Annotated in this window: 15 protein-coding genes; 5 read left to right on the top strand and 10 right to left on the bottom strand. The window is 73.5% G+C overall.

What is annotated here, in order from left to right; genetic code table 11:
- Positions 1-71: 71 nt before the first annotated feature.
- Positions 72-890 carry an SDR family oxidoreductase gene (locus QWU11_RS33690; RefSeq protein WP_290118538.1) on the bottom strand — a complete coding sequence of 273 codons (819 nt, stop codon included), beginning with the start codon at positions 888-890 and terminating at the stop codon, positions 72-74.
- A 75-nt stretch (positions 891-965) separates the two neighbouring features.
- On the opposite strand from QWU11_RS33690, the gene QWU11_RS33685 reads away from it, so the two are divergent.
- Complete coding sequence (locus QWU11_RS33685; protein WP_290118537.1) at positions 966-1811, top strand: SDR family NAD(P)-dependent oxidoreductase; 846 nt, start codon at positions 966-968, stop codon at positions 1809-1811.
- A gap of 3 nt (positions 1812-1814) precedes the next feature.
- Entirely contained in the window at positions 1815-2285 is a 471-nt protein-coding gene (locus QWU11_RS33680) for a nitroreductase family deazaflavin-dependent oxidoreductase (protein ID WP_290118536.1), read from the top strand.
- A 3-nt stretch (positions 2286-2288) separates the two neighbouring features.
- Here QWU11_RS33680 and QWU11_RS33675 read toward each other — a convergent pair whose 3' ends face one another.
- From QWU11_RS33675 to QWU11_RS33645, 7 genes are read right to left on the bottom strand one after another with little or no spacing between them, the layout of a single operon-like run.
- Positions 2289-3110, bottom strand: a complete 822-nt coding sequence (locus QWU11_RS33675) for an enoyl-CoA hydratase/isomerase family protein (protein WP_290118535.1) — start codon at positions 3108-3110, stop codon at positions 2289-2291.
- Positions 3111-3121: 11 nt separating this feature from the next.
- Positions 3122-4150 (bottom strand): phosphotransferase, encoded by a 1029-nt coding sequence (locus tag QWU11_RS33670; RefSeq protein WP_290118534.1) that lies wholly within the window; start codon positions 4148-4150, stop codon positions 3122-3124.
- The gene (locus QWU11_RS33665; RefSeq protein ID WP_290118533.1) at positions 4147-5232 is read right to left on the bottom strand and encodes a TIGR03857 family LLM class F420-dependent oxidoreductase; all 1086 of its coding nucleotides are present in this window, start codon (positions 5230-5232) and stop codon (positions 4147-4149) included. The genes QWU11_RS33670 and QWU11_RS33665 overlap by 4 nt, the downstream gene beginning before the upstream one ends.
- Positions 5229-6437, bottom strand: coding sequence for a cytochrome P450 (locus QWU11_RS33660; protein ID WP_290118532.1), 1209 nt, complete (start codon positions 6435-6437; stop codon positions 5229-5231). The genes QWU11_RS33665 and QWU11_RS33660 overlap by 4 nt, the downstream gene beginning before the upstream one ends.
- Before the next feature lie 15 nt (positions 6438-6452).
- Positions 6453-7643, bottom strand: coding sequence for a cytochrome P450 (locus tag QWU11_RS33655; protein ID WP_290118531.1), 1191 nt, complete (start codon positions 7641-7643; stop codon positions 6453-6455).
- A 27-nt stretch (positions 7644-7670) separates the two neighbouring features.
- Positions 7671-8462 (bottom strand): SDR family oxidoreductase, encoded by a 792-nt coding sequence (locus tag QWU11_RS33650; protein WP_290118530.1) that lies wholly within the window; start codon positions 8460-8462, stop codon positions 7671-7673.
- Positions 8455-9936, bottom strand: a complete 1482-nt coding sequence (locus tag QWU11_RS33645) for an aldehyde dehydrogenase (RefSeq protein ID WP_290118529.1) — start codon at positions 9934-9936, stop codon at positions 8455-8457. The genes QWU11_RS33650 and QWU11_RS33645 overlap by 8 nt, the downstream gene beginning before the upstream one ends.
- 133 nt (positions 9937-10069) lie before the next feature.
- On the opposite strand from QWU11_RS33645, the gene QWU11_RS33640 reads away from it, so the two are divergent.
- Positions 10070-10819, top strand: a complete 750-nt coding sequence (locus QWU11_RS33640; protein WP_290118528.1) for an SDR family oxidoreductase — start codon at positions 10070-10072, stop codon at positions 10817-10819.
- Between the two features lie 9 nt (positions 10820-10828).
- Here the strand turns inward: QWU11_RS33640 and QWU11_RS33635 are convergent, their stop codons facing one another.
- Positions 10829-12112 carry an acyl-CoA dehydrogenase family protein gene (locus QWU11_RS33635; protein WP_290118527.1) on the bottom strand — a complete coding sequence of 428 codons (1284 nt, stop codon included), beginning with the start codon at positions 12110-12112 and terminating at the stop codon, positions 10829-10831.
- A complete protein-coding gene (locus QWU11_RS33630) occupies positions 12109-12822 on the bottom strand; it encodes an enoyl-CoA hydratase/isomerase family protein (protein ID WP_290118526.1) in 714 nt (237 codons plus the stop codon). Before QWU11_RS33630 ends, QWU11_RS33635 begins: the two co-directional genes overlap by 4 nt.
- 64 nt (positions 12823-12886) lie before the next feature.
- Here QWU11_RS33630 and QWU11_RS33625 point away from each other — a divergent pair, with 64 nt between their 5' ends.
- Positions 12887-14137: a hypothetical protein gene (locus tag QWU11_RS33625; protein ID WP_290118525.1), complete on the top strand. Its 1251-nt coding sequence runs from the start codon at positions 12887-12889 to the stop codon at positions 14135-14137.
- Entirely contained in the window at positions 14134-15273 is a 1140-nt protein-coding gene (locus tag QWU11_RS33620) for an acyl-CoA dehydrogenase family protein (RefSeq protein ID WP_290118524.1), read from the top strand. Before QWU11_RS33625 ends, QWU11_RS33620 begins: the two co-directional genes overlap by 4 nt.
- Positions 15274-15280: the final 7 nt, after the last annotated feature.

Here is a 15280-nt window from a genome sequence, read left to right as displayed (position 1 = left end):
GCCGCGGTCGTAGGGCGAGCGTCGGCCTGGGCGGGCCGGCGCGGCGCGGGGCGGTGTGCCGGGCGGGGCGGTCAGTCTTCCGGGGGGAGGCCGCGGAGGGCCGCGGCGCCGAAGGCCGGTTCGAACAGTGACGAGTAGTCCGGGCCGCGTCGCAGGTGGTGGCCGCCGTCCACGTTCAGGAGCTGGCCCGTGATCCAGGAGGACTCCGGGCCGGCCAGGAACCGTACGGCCTCCGCGACGTCCTCCGGCTCGCCCACCCTCGCGAGCGGCATGCACTCCAGATAGTCGTCCAGCACCGGACCGGGGTCGGTGATGCCGGCCACCATCTCCGTGCGCACCAGGCCCGCGCGCACGCCATTGACCCGGACGCCCGCACCGCCGAGTTCGTCCGCCGCCAGGGCCACCAGGTGGTCGGCGGCGGCCTTGGAGACCCCGTACGCGCCGAACCAGCGGTGCGTCCGCGTCGCGGCGATCGAGGAGATCACGACCACGCACCCGCCGCCGGTACGGGCCATCGCCGGTGCGGCGTGCTTGATCGTCAGCATGGTCCCGGTGGCGTTGAGCTCCAGCGTCGCGCGCCAGGCCGCGGTGTCGAGCCGGCCGATCGGGCCGATGGAGGTCGAGCCGCCGGCCGACGCGACCACCGCGCGCAGCGGCGCCCGTCGCGCGGCCTCGCCCACCGCCGCCGCGATCTCGGCCTCGTCGGTCACGTCGGCGACGACGTAGGCGGCCTTCCCGCCCAGGCGCGCGACCGCCGCGCGCAACCGCTCCTCCGTACGGCCGCAGATCGTCACGACCGCGCCGTCGGCCGCCAGCCGGGCCGCGCAGGCCAGCCCGATGCCGCTGCCGCCTCCGGTGACCAGTGCCCCGGTTCCGCTCAGGTCCGTCATCGGTTCCTCCCGGCAGACGAATAATTTATACTTGATTGAACACCGGAGGGATCCGATACGGCCAGAGGTGGCGGCATGCGCGAGTTCGAGGGCAGGACCGTCGTGGTGACCGGTGCGGGCGGCGGCATCGGGCGCGCACTCGCGCTGCGGTTCGCCCGGGAAGGCATGGACCTGGCGCTCGCCGACGTCGACGAGGACTCCCTTGAGGCGACCGGCCGAAAGACCCGCGAGCACGGCACGCGCGTGCTCACCCAGGTCACCGACGTCGGAGACGAGGCCTCGGTGAACGAGCTGGCCGACCGGGCCTTCGCCGAGCTCGGCGGGGTGCACCTGCTGTGCAACAACGCCGGCGTCTACATGGGCGGGCGGCTGTGGACCCGGCCGCCGGCCGACTTCGAGTGGACGCTGCGGGTCAACCTCTGGGGGATCCTGCACGGCGTACGGGCGTTCGTCCCCCGGATGATCGGCCAGGACACCGAGGGGCACATCGTCAACACCTGCTCGGTGGCCGGGCTGTTCGCCGGGCCGGGCGCCGCGCCGTACACCGTGTCGAAGTGGGCGGCGTTCGCGGCGAGCCTCACCCTCGCCCAGGAGCTGGCGCTGGAGGGCACGAGGCTGCGCGTCTCCGCGCTGTGCCCCGGCGGCGTGGTCACGGGCATCCACCTGTCCGAGCGGAGGCGTCCCGCGTCCCTGCGGACCGAGCCCGGGGAGGACTCCGCGTTCATGGCCGAGATGATCGCCGCCACGGTCGCCGGCGGGATCCCGCCGGACGAGGTGGCGGCCCGGGTCGTCGAAGCGGTACGCGAGAAGCGCTTCCTGGTGCTGACCCACCCGGCGTACGAACCGGGCCTGGCCGAACAGGCCGCGGCCCTCAGCGAGGGGCGGCTGCCCCGCATGCCCGACTTCGAGTGGACAGGATGACCCATGCCCGAACGCCCTCGCGGACTGGACTCGCCGATCGTGCCCAAGGTCATGAAGGTGGCCTCGCGGCTCAACGTCACGGCCTACCGCACGACGGGCGGGCGGATCGGCGGCAAGTGGCGCGTGGGGTCGGCCTTCCCCCGTGGCGTGCCGATCTGCCTGGTGACCACGAAGGGCCGCAGGACCGGGCTCGCGCGCACCCTGCCGCTGCTCTTCCTGCCCGACGGCGACCGGGTGGTCCTGGTCGCCTCGCAGGGCGGCCTGCCGCGCCACCCGCTGTGGTTCCTGAACCTCCAGGCCGACCCGGAGGTCACCGTCCAGGTCCGCAGGGACGTACGGCGGATGCGGGCGCGCGTCGCCACCGCGGACGAACGCGCGAAGCTGTGGCCGCGCCTGGTCGCGATGTACGCCGACTTCGACGCCTACCAGTCCTGGACCGACCGGGAGATCCCGGTCATCATCTGCGAACCCTGAGCGTCAGCGCAGCCGCCAGTCGATCCGCTCGCCCGAGGCGAACACGCGCTGCCCGGCGGCCAGCGAGTCCTCGTCGGTGCCGAGCGGCACCAGCGTCTTGCCGACGTCGAGCGCCTGCCGGTAGCCCAGCTCCTGCGCGTACCAGATCGCGCGTACGGTCGCCTGGACGGCCAGCGGCGGCCGGGCGGCGATGACGGCGGCGGCCCGCCGCGCGGCCTCGCGCAGTTCCCCGCCCGGCACCACCTCCTGGACCAGGCCGACCTCGTACGCGCGGCGCGCGCTCAGCCGTTCGTGCGATCCCATGAGGGACATGCGCATGACCTCGCCGAGCGGCATCCGCTGCAGCATCATCATCGGCTCGAACACCGCGGCCATCCCGTACGTCGTGTGGGGGTCGAAGAAGGTCGCGTGCTCGGCGGCGATGATGAACTCCACCTCGCCCAGCAGGTAGAAGGCCCCGCCGCAGGCCATGCCGTTGACGGCCGCGATCACCGGCTTCCACAGCCGCCCGGCGGTCTTGGGCGGCAGCAGGTCGCCGGGGTCGTTCAGGTGCAGGGGCGTCGCGCCGCGCTGGCCGATGTCCCGCGGCCGGTCCGGGTCGCCGACCGCCGCCGCCGTACGGTCGAGCCCGGTGCAGAACGCCTTGTCGCCGGCGCCGGTGAGCACCACGACCCGCACGTCGTCATCGTCGCGCAGGGCGTGCCAGCACTCGTTGATCTCGCGCATCATGCGCAGGTCGAAGGCGTTGTGCACCTCCGGCCGGTCGAGCGTCACCCAGGCGACGCCGTCCTCCACGTCGAAGGTCAGGGTCTTGTAACCGGTCATGCGGTCCCCCATCAGACGAGGTCGAGCGTGCCGAGGTCGCGGATCGCGGCGCACGACCGCGCGGCCATCGCCAGGAACATCCGGTCGCCCCGCTCGGTCCGGGCACCGTACGCGCAGCCGAGCACGGTGATCAACGGTCCCTGCGCGGCCGCGAAGCGGTAGTCCTCGAAGCACTCCTCGCCCGTGTAGTCCGCGACGCCGTGCGCGAGGAGCGCCGCGTGGTACGCCTCGACCAGGGCGCGCTCGTGCCGGCGGCGCTCGGGGGGATCCATGCTCGTGCCGACGAAGTACGCCAGGTCGCGTACGGGGTGGCCGAGGCTGAGCGTCTGCCAGTCGACGGCCGCGGCGGACTTCCCGTCCGGGTCGAAGAGCAGGTTGTCCAGGCGGTAGTCGCCGTGGACCAGGCCGAACCGCTCGGGGCGGCCCACCACCCACGCCGCCATCCGGTCCGCGACGTCGTACAGGGTCCGGACGTCCTCCTCGCCGAGCCGCCCGGTGAACCGCTCGACGAACGTGTCGACCGCGGGCCGGAAGACCTCGCCGAGCGTGACCGCGTCCTCCGGGCCCACGACGTTCATCCAGGGCAGCTCGCGCAGCGCCGGGTCGCACCACCGCGGGCCGTGCAGCCCGGCCAGGTTGACCACGGCGGCCAGGCCCTGCTCCGGCGTGCACCCGGCGAGCTGGTCGCCCTGTACGGCGGGGGAGAGGTCCTCCAGCAGCAGGACGAACGTGGTGGCGTCCTCGGCCAGGGCGCTGTAGTGGCAGGCCGGCGTCCGTACGGCGACGGTGCCGGCGAGCTCGCGGTAGAAGCAGACCTCGTTGCGGTAGACCGGCGCGAGGAAGGCGCGGGCGGCGACGTCGGGGGCGGCCAGCTTGGCGATCAGCCGGGCGGGCACGCCGTCGCCCTCGATGTCGAGCCGGTAGCAGGCGCCGATCTGGCCCGAGCCGACCGGTTCCCAGGAGACCGAGCCGACCGTCGCGCCGAGCGCCCCGGTCAGCCACTCGGGGGTGAGGTCCCCGGGGCCGTCGACGACGCTCATCGGACCGGCCTGCCCGGGTTGAGGTCCGTGTCGTCGCCGCCGGGGTCCGGGCGTCTCTCCCGGTACGCCACGACCACCGGCGCGAGCTCCGCGGGGGTCGCCCCGTGCAGGATCACGCCGTCGGCGCCCGCCTTGAGCTGGTCGACGATCCGCTCGGCGCACCGTGCCGCGGAGCCGGTCGCCGAGGCGGCCAGCCACTCGGCGGGGATGAGCCCCGCCACCCGCTCCAGCTGCTCGGTGGTGGCGATCGCGTCGAAGGCGCCGGGGAAGCCGGAGACGAGGTCGTCGGCGCGGAAGCGGGCGAGCGCCGCGGGGTCCCAGCCGTTGACCCGGACCAGCAGGTCGCCGTACCCCTGCAGGTAGGTGGCCATCCGGCCGACCACCTTGCGCAGCCGCGGCTCCTCGCCGATGTGGTCGCCGACCGTCGCCAGGACGGCCCAGATCCGTACCTCCGCCGGATCGCGCCCGGCCGCCTCCGCGCCCCGCCGGACCGCGGCGACCGAGCGGCGCAGCGTCTCGTCGGTGAAGAAGGTGTGCAGGACCACGCCGTCGGCCACGCTTCCGGCGAACTCCAGGGTCCGCTCGCCCATCGCGGTCAGCAGGATCGGGATGTCCTCGTCGAAGCCGGGGTCCTGGAGGAGGAAGGGGAACCGGCCGGCCGGGCCGTCGTGCCCGGCGACCGCCTCCCCGTGCCAGAGCCGCCGCATGATGCCGATGAAGTCCGCGAGCTGCGCCTGCGTGACCCGGGGCACCCCCATCACGTCGAACAGCAGGTCGAAGCCCCGGCCCAGGCCCAGGGCGAACCGGCCGCCGGTGAGCCGGTGCATCGTCGTCGCGTACGTGGCGGTCAGCAGCGGATGCCGGGTGTTGTGGTTGGTGGCGGCGGTCGCGATGCCCATCCGCTCGCTCACCGCGCCGGCCACGCCCGACAGCGTCGCGGCCTCCTTGGTGGTGAACCGCTCGGACAGGAAGACCGCGCCCAGGCCGAGCCGCTCGCCGTCGCGTATCTCCGTGATCAGGTCACGCGGGGTGGCGGAGTGCCCGGCCAGGCCGTAGAAGCCCAGCTCCCGCAGGACCGTCATCGCGTGACCCGGGGCGCGGGGGTGAACCGGACCGTGAAGGTCTCATAGCCGCAGACGAAGTTGGCCGGGCGGGAGGCCGGTTCGGCGTCCTCGACCGGTTCGATGTCGGGCAGCCGCGTGAGCAGCCGCTCGAACATGACCGCCAGCTCCAGCCGGGCCAGGCTGTTGCCGAGGCAGAAGTGCGTGCCGTTGCCGAAGGCGATGTGGTCGTTGGGCCGCCGTGCCACGTCGAACCGGAACGGGTCGGGGAAGACGTCCGCGTCGCGGTTGGCCGACGGATAGAGCAGGAGCACGTTGTCACCCTCCCGGATCCGCTGCCCGCGCAGCTCGAAGTCGCGGACCGCGGTGCGGTTCATGTTCTTGATGGGGGAGACCCAGCGGAGCATCTCCTCCACGGCGGTGGGGATGCCGCCGGGGTCCTCGATGAGCGCCCGGCGCTGGTCCGGGTGCGCGCAGAGCTGGTACATCCCGCCCGAGATGACGTGGCGGGTGGTCTCGTCCCCGGCGATCAGCAGGAGCAGGGACTCCTGGACGAGCGAGTCGTGGTCGAGCCGGTCGCCGTCGACCTCGGCGTGGACGAGCACGCTGAGCAGGTCGTCCATGGGGCATCCGCGCCGGTCGCGGATGGCACGCCCGGCGTAGTCGGTGAAGCCGGTGAAGGCCTCCATCGCCCGGACGAGCAGGCCGGGGTCGTCGCCCCCGGTGAGCCCGCGCACCATGTCATCGGACCAGGTCAGCAGGGTCTGGCGGTCCTCGGGCGCGACGCCGAGGGCGTCGCTGATCACGACCAGCGGCAGCATCGCGGCCACGTCGTTGACGAAGTCGCACTCGCCGGCCTCGCACACTTCGTCGATGATCTCGTCGCAGACCCGGCGCAGGTACGCCTCCTGGGCGGCGACGCGCCGCGGGGTGAACCCGCTGTTGAGGAGCTTGCGCCGCTGCTTGTGCAGCGGGTCGTCCATGTCGATCATCATCGGCATGGGACCGGAGTCCGCCCGGATGCCGTGCGCGCTGGAGAACACCTCCGGCATGCGGGAGAGCCGCCGTACGTCCGCGTACTTGGAGACGCCCCAGACGCCGTCGCCGTGCTCGTCGCGGTAGACGGGCGCGTTCTCGCGCATCCAGCGCAGCTCCTCGTGCGGGTCGGCGCCCCAGAACTGTCCGCTGATCAGGTTGATGGCCTCGTTGACGGGATGGTCGGGCATCGCCGGTCGTTCCTTTCAGACGGGTGTCGCGGATCGCTCCACCACGAGGGGCAGCCTGGACAGCCCGCGGACATTGCCGGAGTAGTGCCGTTCGACCCCCGCCGGGTCGAAGGTGAAGTCGGGGAACCTCTTCAGCAGTTCCTCGATCGCGACGCGCGTCTCCAGCCGGGCCAGCGACGCGCCGAGGCACAGGTGACGGCCGAAGCCGAAGCTGACGTGCCGGTCGATGGACCGGTGGATGTCGAACAGCTCGGGCTCGGGGTACTTGCGCTCGTCGTGCACGGCCGAGCCGGTGATGAGGATGACCCGCTGGTCCGCGGGGATGACGGTGCCGTGCAGCTCCACGTCGCGGAGCGTCCAGCGCCCCTGGTAGTGCGACGGCGGATCCCAGCGGAGCATCTCCTCGACCGCGTTCGGGAGGAGGGACGGGTCGGCGGCGAGCTCACGCCGCTGGCCGGGGTACCAGCTCAGCGCGATGACGGCGTTCGGGATGAGCTTGGCGACGGTCTCGTGACCGGCGAAGGCGAGTTCGAGGAAGCGCGAGGCCAGCTCCGCGTCGTCCAGGGTGCGGGTGTCGCCGTGCTCGTCCTCGACCGCCGTGTTCATCAGCAGCGTGATGACGTCGTCGCCGGGGTTGCGCCGCCGGTCCTTCACCAGGCCCGCGAGCAGGCTCCAGAGTTCGGCGCTCGCCTGGTAGACGTCCGGGGAGGTGGTCATGTCCTCCGACCGCGCGGCGATCCGGTCGCTCAGGTCGTGGATCGGCTCGCGCAGCGCCTCCGGGATGCCGATCAGCTCGCTGATGACGTCCAGCGGGAACCGGAAGGAGAAGTCCTGGACGAGGTCGAAGCGGTCGGCGTCGCGGAACCGGTCGAGCAGCGACGCCGCGGTCCGCCGGATGAACGGCTCCAGCAGGCCGATCCGGCGGGGTGTGAACATGCGGCCGACGATCTTGCGGTGCAGCGTGTGCTCGGGCGGGTCCTTGACGATCAGGAACGGCGCGCCGAGGTCGGCGCCCTCGATCGTCACGCCGTGGGCGCTGGAGAAGGCGTCGGTGTCGAGGTGCGCGGCGATCACGTCCTCGTAGCGCGACAGCGCCCAGAAGCCGACCTCCTCGTTGTGGTAAACGGGGGCCTCGTCGCGCAGCCGCCGGTAGGTCGGGAAGGGGTTGTGCACGGTCTCCCGTACGAACGGGTTGTACTCCACCATCGGGGGGACTCCTCGCGTAGTACGGCGTCAGTCGTTGAGTGCCTCGTCGATCGCGCCGCCGAAGGTCCCCACGACGGGGGAGGGCGACCGTACGGTGAGGTCGTCGACGCAGACCCCGGGGTACCTGCACGCGGCGGCGATCACCCCGTTGAGCACGTCGGCCACCTCCTCCGGGGCCATGAACTCCGCCTGCGCGAGGCCGCGCGCGCTCCAGTCGTTCAGGGCGCGGGTCAACAGCCCGGCCTCGAAGCCGTCGCCGAACTCGGTGGGGAAGGTGGCCCCGACGGTCACCCGGGTGAGGCGCAGCTCCGGATGCTCGGCGCGCCATCCCTCGATCAGCCGCTCCAGGGCCGCCTTGCTCGTCGCGTACGCGGCCAGGGCCGTACGCGGCTGGCGCACGCTCTCCGAGGACAGGCACAGGACCATCGCCCGCGGCGCGAGGCTGGGCAGGCACGCGCGCAGGAGCCGGTGCGTGGCGACGACGTTCGTGTCGAAGACCCGGTGCCAGTCGGCGGCCGTCGTGTCCGCCAGCAGGCGCATGGGGGCGACGCCGACGCAGGACACGAGCACGTCGATGCGGCCGAGCCGGTCGCGTACGGCCTCCATGAGCCGGTCGCAGTCGGCGTCCGCGCGGATGTCGGCCGGCACGGCGTGCCCGCCGCCCGCCTCGGCGCACGCCTCCTCCAGGCGGTCGGCCCGGCGCGCGGCCATGAGCACGTCCGCGCCCTCCTTGACCGCGCGGATCGCCATCGCCCGGCCGATCCCCGCGGAGGCGCCCACGACGAGGACCCGGCAGCCGGCCAGCGTCCGGTCACTCATCGTCGCCCCGCGCGGCCGTCGCGACGGCCTTGATCTCTAGATACTCCTCGAAGCCGGCCACGCCGCTCTCCCGGCCGACCCCGCTCTGCCGGTAGCCGCCGAAGGGCACGTCGGGGGAGTAGAAGAGGCCGCCGTTGACCGAGATCGTCCCGGTGCGCACCCGGTCCGCGACGGCGCGGGCGCGTTCTCCGGAGGCGCTGATCACCATCCCGGACAGCCCGTACCGCGAGTTGTTGGCGATCCGCACCGCGTCGTCGTCGCCGTCGTGCGGGATGACGACGATGACGGGGCCGAAGATCTCCTCCTGGGCGGCCGGGGAGTCCGGGTCGACGTCCGCGAGCACGGTGGGCTCCACGTAGTGCCCCTTCGGCAGGTGGGCGGGGACGCCGCCGCCGAGCGCGACCCGCGCGCCTCCGGCGACGGCCCGCTCGACGTGGTCCAGCACGCGCCGCCGCTGCCGTTCGCTGATCAGCGGGCCCATGAGCGTGGCCGGATCGGAGGGGTCGCCGTACGGCCAGCCGCGCAGCGTCTCGACCAGCAGGCCCAGGCCCTCGTCGTAGCGTTCGCGGGGGAGCACCAGGCGGGTGAGGATCGCGCAGCCCTGCCCGGCGTGCGTGGTGATCTGGAAGGCGGCGTTCCCCGCCACCGCGCGCATGTCCGCGTCGTCGAGCGCGAGGAGCGCGGACTTGCCGCCCAGCTCGAGGAAGACCTTCTTCAGGTTGCCCGCGCCCGCGCGCATGACCTCCCGGCCGACCGCGGTCGAACCGGTGAAGGAGATCATGTCGACCCGTTCGTCCTCGGTGAGCTGCCGCCCGGCCGCGGGGCCGGAGGAGGTGACCACGTTGAGGACGCCCGCGGGCAGGTCCGTCTCCTCGGCCGCGAGCCGCCCGAGCATGGTGGCGGTCCACGGCGTGTCCGGCGCGGGTTTGAGCACCACGGTGTTGCCCGCCGCGAGGGCCGGCCCGACCTTGGCGAGGTTGATCTGCATCGGGAAGTTCCACGGGGTGATCGCCCCCACCACGCCGACCGGCTCGCGCCGGAGGTGGCGGCGGGAGCGGATGCCGTACGGCGCGGCGATCCCGAGGTCGGTCGTCCAGGGGTACCGCTCGGCGAGGTCCGCGACCCAGCCGAGGCCCTCCACCGGCAGGTCGAGCTGGGCGCCGTGGGTGAGCGTCACCGGTGTGCCGGTCTCGGCGACGACGACCGGCCGCAGCCGCTCGGCGTGTTCGACCAGCGCCTCCTGAAGCTGGCGCAGGCAGCGCACCCGGAACGCGGGGGAGGCGGCCCACGCGGTCTCGTCGAAGGCGCGCCGCGCCGCGCGGATCGCGGCGTCCATGTCGGCGGCGCCCCCGTCGGGCGCGACGCCGATGACCTCCTCCGTGGCCGGATCGCGGTTCTCGAAGGTGCCACCGTCCAGCGCCGGCACGAGGCGGCCGTCGATGAGCATCCGTTCGTCGTGCCCGGCGTCCGTCATGCAGCCTCCCGGCCGGTTCGCCGCGGCCGGGTCGACACGGGAGGGGCCGCTGGCCGAAACAGATTTGAAAACTTGATGATGTATATTATGTCCATATTTTCGGAACCATCAATGCCGCCCGGAGGAGACGCCCATGCGCTTCGACGACAAAGTGGCCATCGTCACGGGCGCGGGGCAGGGCATCGGGGAGGCCTACGCCAAGGGCCTGGCCGGTGAAGGGGCCAAGGTCGTCGTCGCCGACCTCAACGAGTCACAGGCGCTGCGGGTCGCCAAGGAGATCGAGGCGTCCGGCGGCACGGCGGTGGCGGTGGTGACCGACGTCGCCGACCCCGAGAGCGCGCTGGCCATGGCCGACGCGGCGGTGACCGCGTTCGGCGGCATCGACTACCTGGTCAACAACGCGGCGATCTACGGCGGGATGCAGATCGAGTCGCTGATGAAGGTCGACCTCGGCTACTACCAGCGGTTCATGTCCGTCAACATGAACGGGGCGCTGCACTGCACTCGCGCGGTCCACGCCGCGATGAGGAAGCGCGGCGGCGGGGCCATCGTGAACCAGTCCTCCACCGCCGCCTGGATGGCCGGCGGCTTCTACTCCATCGCCAAGGCCGCGGTGAACAGCCTGACCGTCAACCTGGCCGCCGAGCTCGGCTGGATGAACATCCGGGTCAACGCGATCGCCCCCGGCCCGACCGACACGGCCGCGACGCGCGCGATCGTGCCGGAGGAGTTCGTCGACCCGATGATCCAGGGGCTGGCCCTCAAGCGGTTCGGCACACCCCAGGACCACGTGGGAGCGCTGCTGTTCCTGCTGTCGGACGAGGCGAGCTGGATGACCGGGCACATCCTCGCCGTCGACGGCGGCCACATCGTCCGCATCTGACCCGACGTTTCAGCCGCGCGGGACCTCGCGCCAGGGGCGGCCCTCCCAGGGGTCGGGCTCCTTGGGGAGCCCGAGCACCCGCTCGGCCAGGATGTTCTTGTTGACCTCGGTCGTCCCGCCCTCGATGGTGTTGGCGCGGCTGCGCAGCATGCCGCGCAGCTCGGGAGGCATCGACGCCGCGTACTCCCCGGGATCGCCGGCCCACGCGGTGCCCGACAGCCCGAGCAACTGTGCGGCCACCGCCTGGATCCGCTGGTTGAGCTCGGATCCGTGCACCTTGCCGATGGAGCTCTCCGGGCCCGGCGGGTGGCCGCCGCGCAGGCCGGCGCGGACCCGGGCGTTGGTCCAGGCCCTGATCTGCTCCTCGCACCAGAGCCGTACGAGCCGGTGCCGCAGGTGGACGTCGTCCCAGCCGTGCGGGAGGCCCTGCCCGGCGCGCTCCTGGGCGAGCCGGATCAGCCGCCGCGTCCCGGAACCGCCGATGCGGTCGACGCCGCCCGACCCGGCGCCGGAGACCATCTGCCGCTCGCCGCTCAGCGTGGCGCGGGCCACCGTCCAGCCCCCGCCCGTCTCCCCGACGCGCTGGGAGTCCGGTACGAGGGCGCCGTCCAGGAACACCTCGTTGAAGTCGACCTCGCCGCCGAGGTGGCGCAGCGGTCGTACGTCGACGCCCGGCTGGCGCATGTCGATGAGGAAGTAGGTGATGCCCTTGCGCTTGGGCACGTCCGGGTCGGTCCGCGCGAGCAGCACGCCGAAGTCGGCCAGGTGCGCCCACGTGGTCCACACCTTCTGCCCGGTGATCCGCCAGACGACCGTGCCGTCGTCCCGCCGCTCCGGCTCGGCGCGGGTGGCCAGCGAGGCGAGGTCGCTTCCGGCGCCCGGCTCGCTGAAGAGCTGGCACCAGACCTCCTCGTTCGCGGCGATACGAGGCAGGAACCGCAGGCGCTGCTCGTGCGTGCCGTGCTGGAAGAGGGCGGGCGCGGCGAGGTTCAGGCCGAGCGGGTTGAGCCGGGGCAGGTGGTACGGCGCCAGCACGCGTTCGGCCGCCCGCGCCGGCTCCGGCGCCCAGCCCAGCCCGCCGTACGCGACCGGCCACTGGGGGACGACGAGGCCGCTGCGGGCGAACGCCGGGTACCAGGCGCGGTACTCCTCACGCGTGCGCACCTCCCGTACGGCGCCCGGCCCGCCGCGCTCGGCGGCCGCGCGCCAGGGCTCCGGCACCTCCGCGGCGATCCAGCGGCGCACCGCCTCGGCGGCCTCCGGCGCGGTGGAGCACTCGGCCAGTGGCTTCACGCCCGCCCTCCTCGTGCCTCGGTCAGTCCGGTCTCCAGCGCCCGCCAGAGCGCCTTCTTCCTGGCGGCGACGGCGGACGGCTCGTCGCGGGCGATCAGCTCGCCCAGCCGCTGGGCCGCCGGCCGCAGCTCCGCGGGCTCCACGACCTCGCTCACCCAGCCCAGCCGGTACGCGTCGGCGGCGCCAAGGCGCTCGTGCGCGCCGGTCAGCGCCATCCGGGCGGCGGCGCCGAACGCGGCCCGCCGCGCCAGCCCGATCGTCTCGAACGCGCTGACCTGGCCCACGCTGACGTGCGGGTCCAGGAACGAGGCCGCCGATGAGGCGATGACGATGTCGGAGTCGGCCACGAAGTGCAGGCCGCCGCCCGCGCAGACGCCGTTCACCGCGGTGATGATCGGTTTCTCGACGCCCAGGTGCCAGCCGGTGAGCCGTAGGTCGGCCCGGCGCGTACGGCGCGACATCGCCGTGAGGGCCGACGGCTCGCGGCTGAGCTGGACGACGTCCAGCCCGGTCTGGAAGGCGCGCCCGGCGCCGGTGACCACGATCGCCCGTACCTCCGGCGCGCCGGCGAGCCACGACCAGGCCCGGGGCAGTGCCTCCATCATCGCGGCGGTCATGGCGTTGCCGGCCTCGGGCCGGTTGAACACGAGCCAGCCGACCGGCCCGTGGACCTCCGTCAGCAGCGACACCGCGACCGCCTCCTCACCCATGTCGCTTCCAAATCTAATGTTATATTAAAAATACATTCTTGCTTCCGGGTACGGGATGGACGGCGTGGCGACCGACGGCATGATCACGGACAGCGGGATCGCACGGCTGCGGTCGCGGATCGGCGTACCCCAGGCATATCCGGCACCGCCGCACTACCGGCGGCCCGGCGAGGACGCCTTCCGGCACGTCGCCCGGTCCTACGGCGACGACAACCCGCTGTGGTGCGACCCGGAGTACGCCGCCGGCACGCGCTGGAAGGGCTCGGTCGCGCCGCCGCCCCTGGTCGGCGGCGACAGCCTCATCGGCGAGGACGTGCTCAGCGAGGACGAGCGCGCCGCCCAGGCGGACCTGCGCGGCGACCCGCTCCGTGGAGTGCACGCCTTCTACGGGGCCAGCGAGCGGGAGTGGTGGTCCCCGCTCGGCCCGGGACACCGGATCTTCCGGCGTACCGCGCTCGTGGGCGTCGTGGACAAGCCCGGTCAGTTCGGCGGGCGCGGCGTCCAGGAGTGGACCGCCCAGGCGTTCCGCACCGGCGACGGCGCGCTGCTCGGCGCGCAGTACCGCATGATGTACCGCACCGAGCGGGAGAAGGCGCGCGAGCGCAAGAAGTACGACTCCGTCGCGATCGAGCCGTGGGACGAGGCCGCGATCGCCGAGCTCGACGCCGGGTACGCCGCGGAGCGCCCGCGCGGCGCCGACCCGCGATGGTGGGAGGACGTACGCGCCGGCGACGCGGTCGGCCCGCTGGTGAAGGGCCCGCTGACCGTCACCGACATGGTCTGCTGGCACGTCGGCATGGGCATGGGCATGTACGACGTCGCGCCGCTCCGGCTGGCGTACCGCAACCGGCTGCGCATCCCGCGCTTCTACCACCGCGACGAGCTCGGCGTGCCCGACGTCATGCAGCGCGTCCACTGGGACCCCGCCTTCGCCCGCCGGTCCGGCAACCCGGCCACGTTCGACTACGGCCGGATGCGCGAGACCTGGCTGGTCCACGCCTGCACCGACTGGATGGGCGACGACGCCTGGCTGTGGCGGCTGCGGGTGGAGTTCCGCCGGTTCAACTACGTGGGCGACGTCCAGTGGGTCGAGGGCGAGGTCACCCGCCGCTACCTCGCCGAGGGCGGCCGGCCCGCGGTCGACGTCGACCTGCGCACGCGCAACCAGCGCGGCGAGATCACCTCCCCGGCGAGCGCGACGATGCTGCTGCCCAGCCGCGAGCACGGGCCCGTACGCCTGCCCGACCCGCCCGCCGACACCCTGGAAGACGCCTTCGCCGTGACGATCGACCGGTTCGCGGAGCGGCGCGCATGAGCCCGGAGACGACTCCGGACGAGCTCGGCCTCCTGCGGCGGAGCGTACGCGAGGCGCTGGAGGACCTGTCGCCGCCGTCCGAGGTCCGGCGGCGGATGGAGACCGAACGCGGGTGGGACGGCCCGGCGTGGCGCCGGCTGTGCGGCGAGCTGGGCCTGGCCGGGCTGGCGATCCCCGAGGCGTACGGCGGCGGCGGTTTCACCCCGGTGGAGCTCGGCGTGGTCTTCGAGGAGGCCGGCCGGTCGCTGCTCTGCGCGCCGCTGCTCGCGACGGCGGGCCTGGCCGCGCCGCTGCTGCTGGCGCTGGAGGACGAGCCCGCCCGGCGCAGGCTCCTGCCCGGCCTGTGCGACGGGTCGCTCGTCGCCACCGTCGTCACCGCCGACGCGACCGGCCGCGGCCTGCCGGGCGGCGCCCTGGTCCGCGCGGCCGAGGACCGCGGAGCGTGGGCGCTGCACGGGACCTGCGACTTCGTGGTCGACGGGGCGTCGGCGGACGTGGTCCTGGTGCCCGCGCTGGCCGGCGACACCCTCGGGGTGTTCGCGGTGGAGGCCGGGGCTCCCGGGCTGACCGCGCGGGCGCTCGTCACGCTCGACCCGACCCGGCGGCAGGCGCGGCTGGAGTTCGCCGGCGCGCCGGCGAGCAGGATCGGCCCCCCGGACGCCTCCGCCGCGCTCGCCCGCGCCCTCGACGTCGCCCGCGCGCTGCTGGCCGGCGAGCAGGCCGGGGGCGCCGGGCGCTGCCTGGACACCACCGTGGAGTACGCCCGGTCGCGGGTCCAGTTCGGCCGCCCGGTCGGGAGCTTCCAGGCGGTCAAGCAGAAGACCGCGGACATGCTGATCAAGGTGGAGTCGGCACGCTCGGCGGCCGGCGCCGCCGCGCAGGCCGCCGCCGAGCCGGCCGCGCGGGTCATCGCCGACCTGCCCGGCCTGGCCGTCGTCGCGGCGATCGCGCAGGCCTACTGCTCCGAGGCGTACGTCGCGGTGGCCGCCGAGACGATCCAGCTGCACGGCGGCATCGGTTTCACCTGGGAACACGACGCGCACCTGCACTTCAAGCGCGCCTGGACCAGCGCCGAGCTGCTCGGCGGACCGGACGAGCACATCGAGAGCCTCGCGCGGCATCTCGGCGAGCGGTGAGGAGCGG

Origin of the sequence: Actinomadura sp. DC4, from assembly GCF_030406325.1 — a bacterium.
Taxonomy (GTDB): Bacteria; Actinomycetota; Actinomycetes; order Streptosporangiales; family Streptosporangiaceae; genus Actinoallomurus.
Note: the sequence above shows the minus strand (reverse complement) of the source record. Positions and strands in the feature narration are given on the sequence as shown.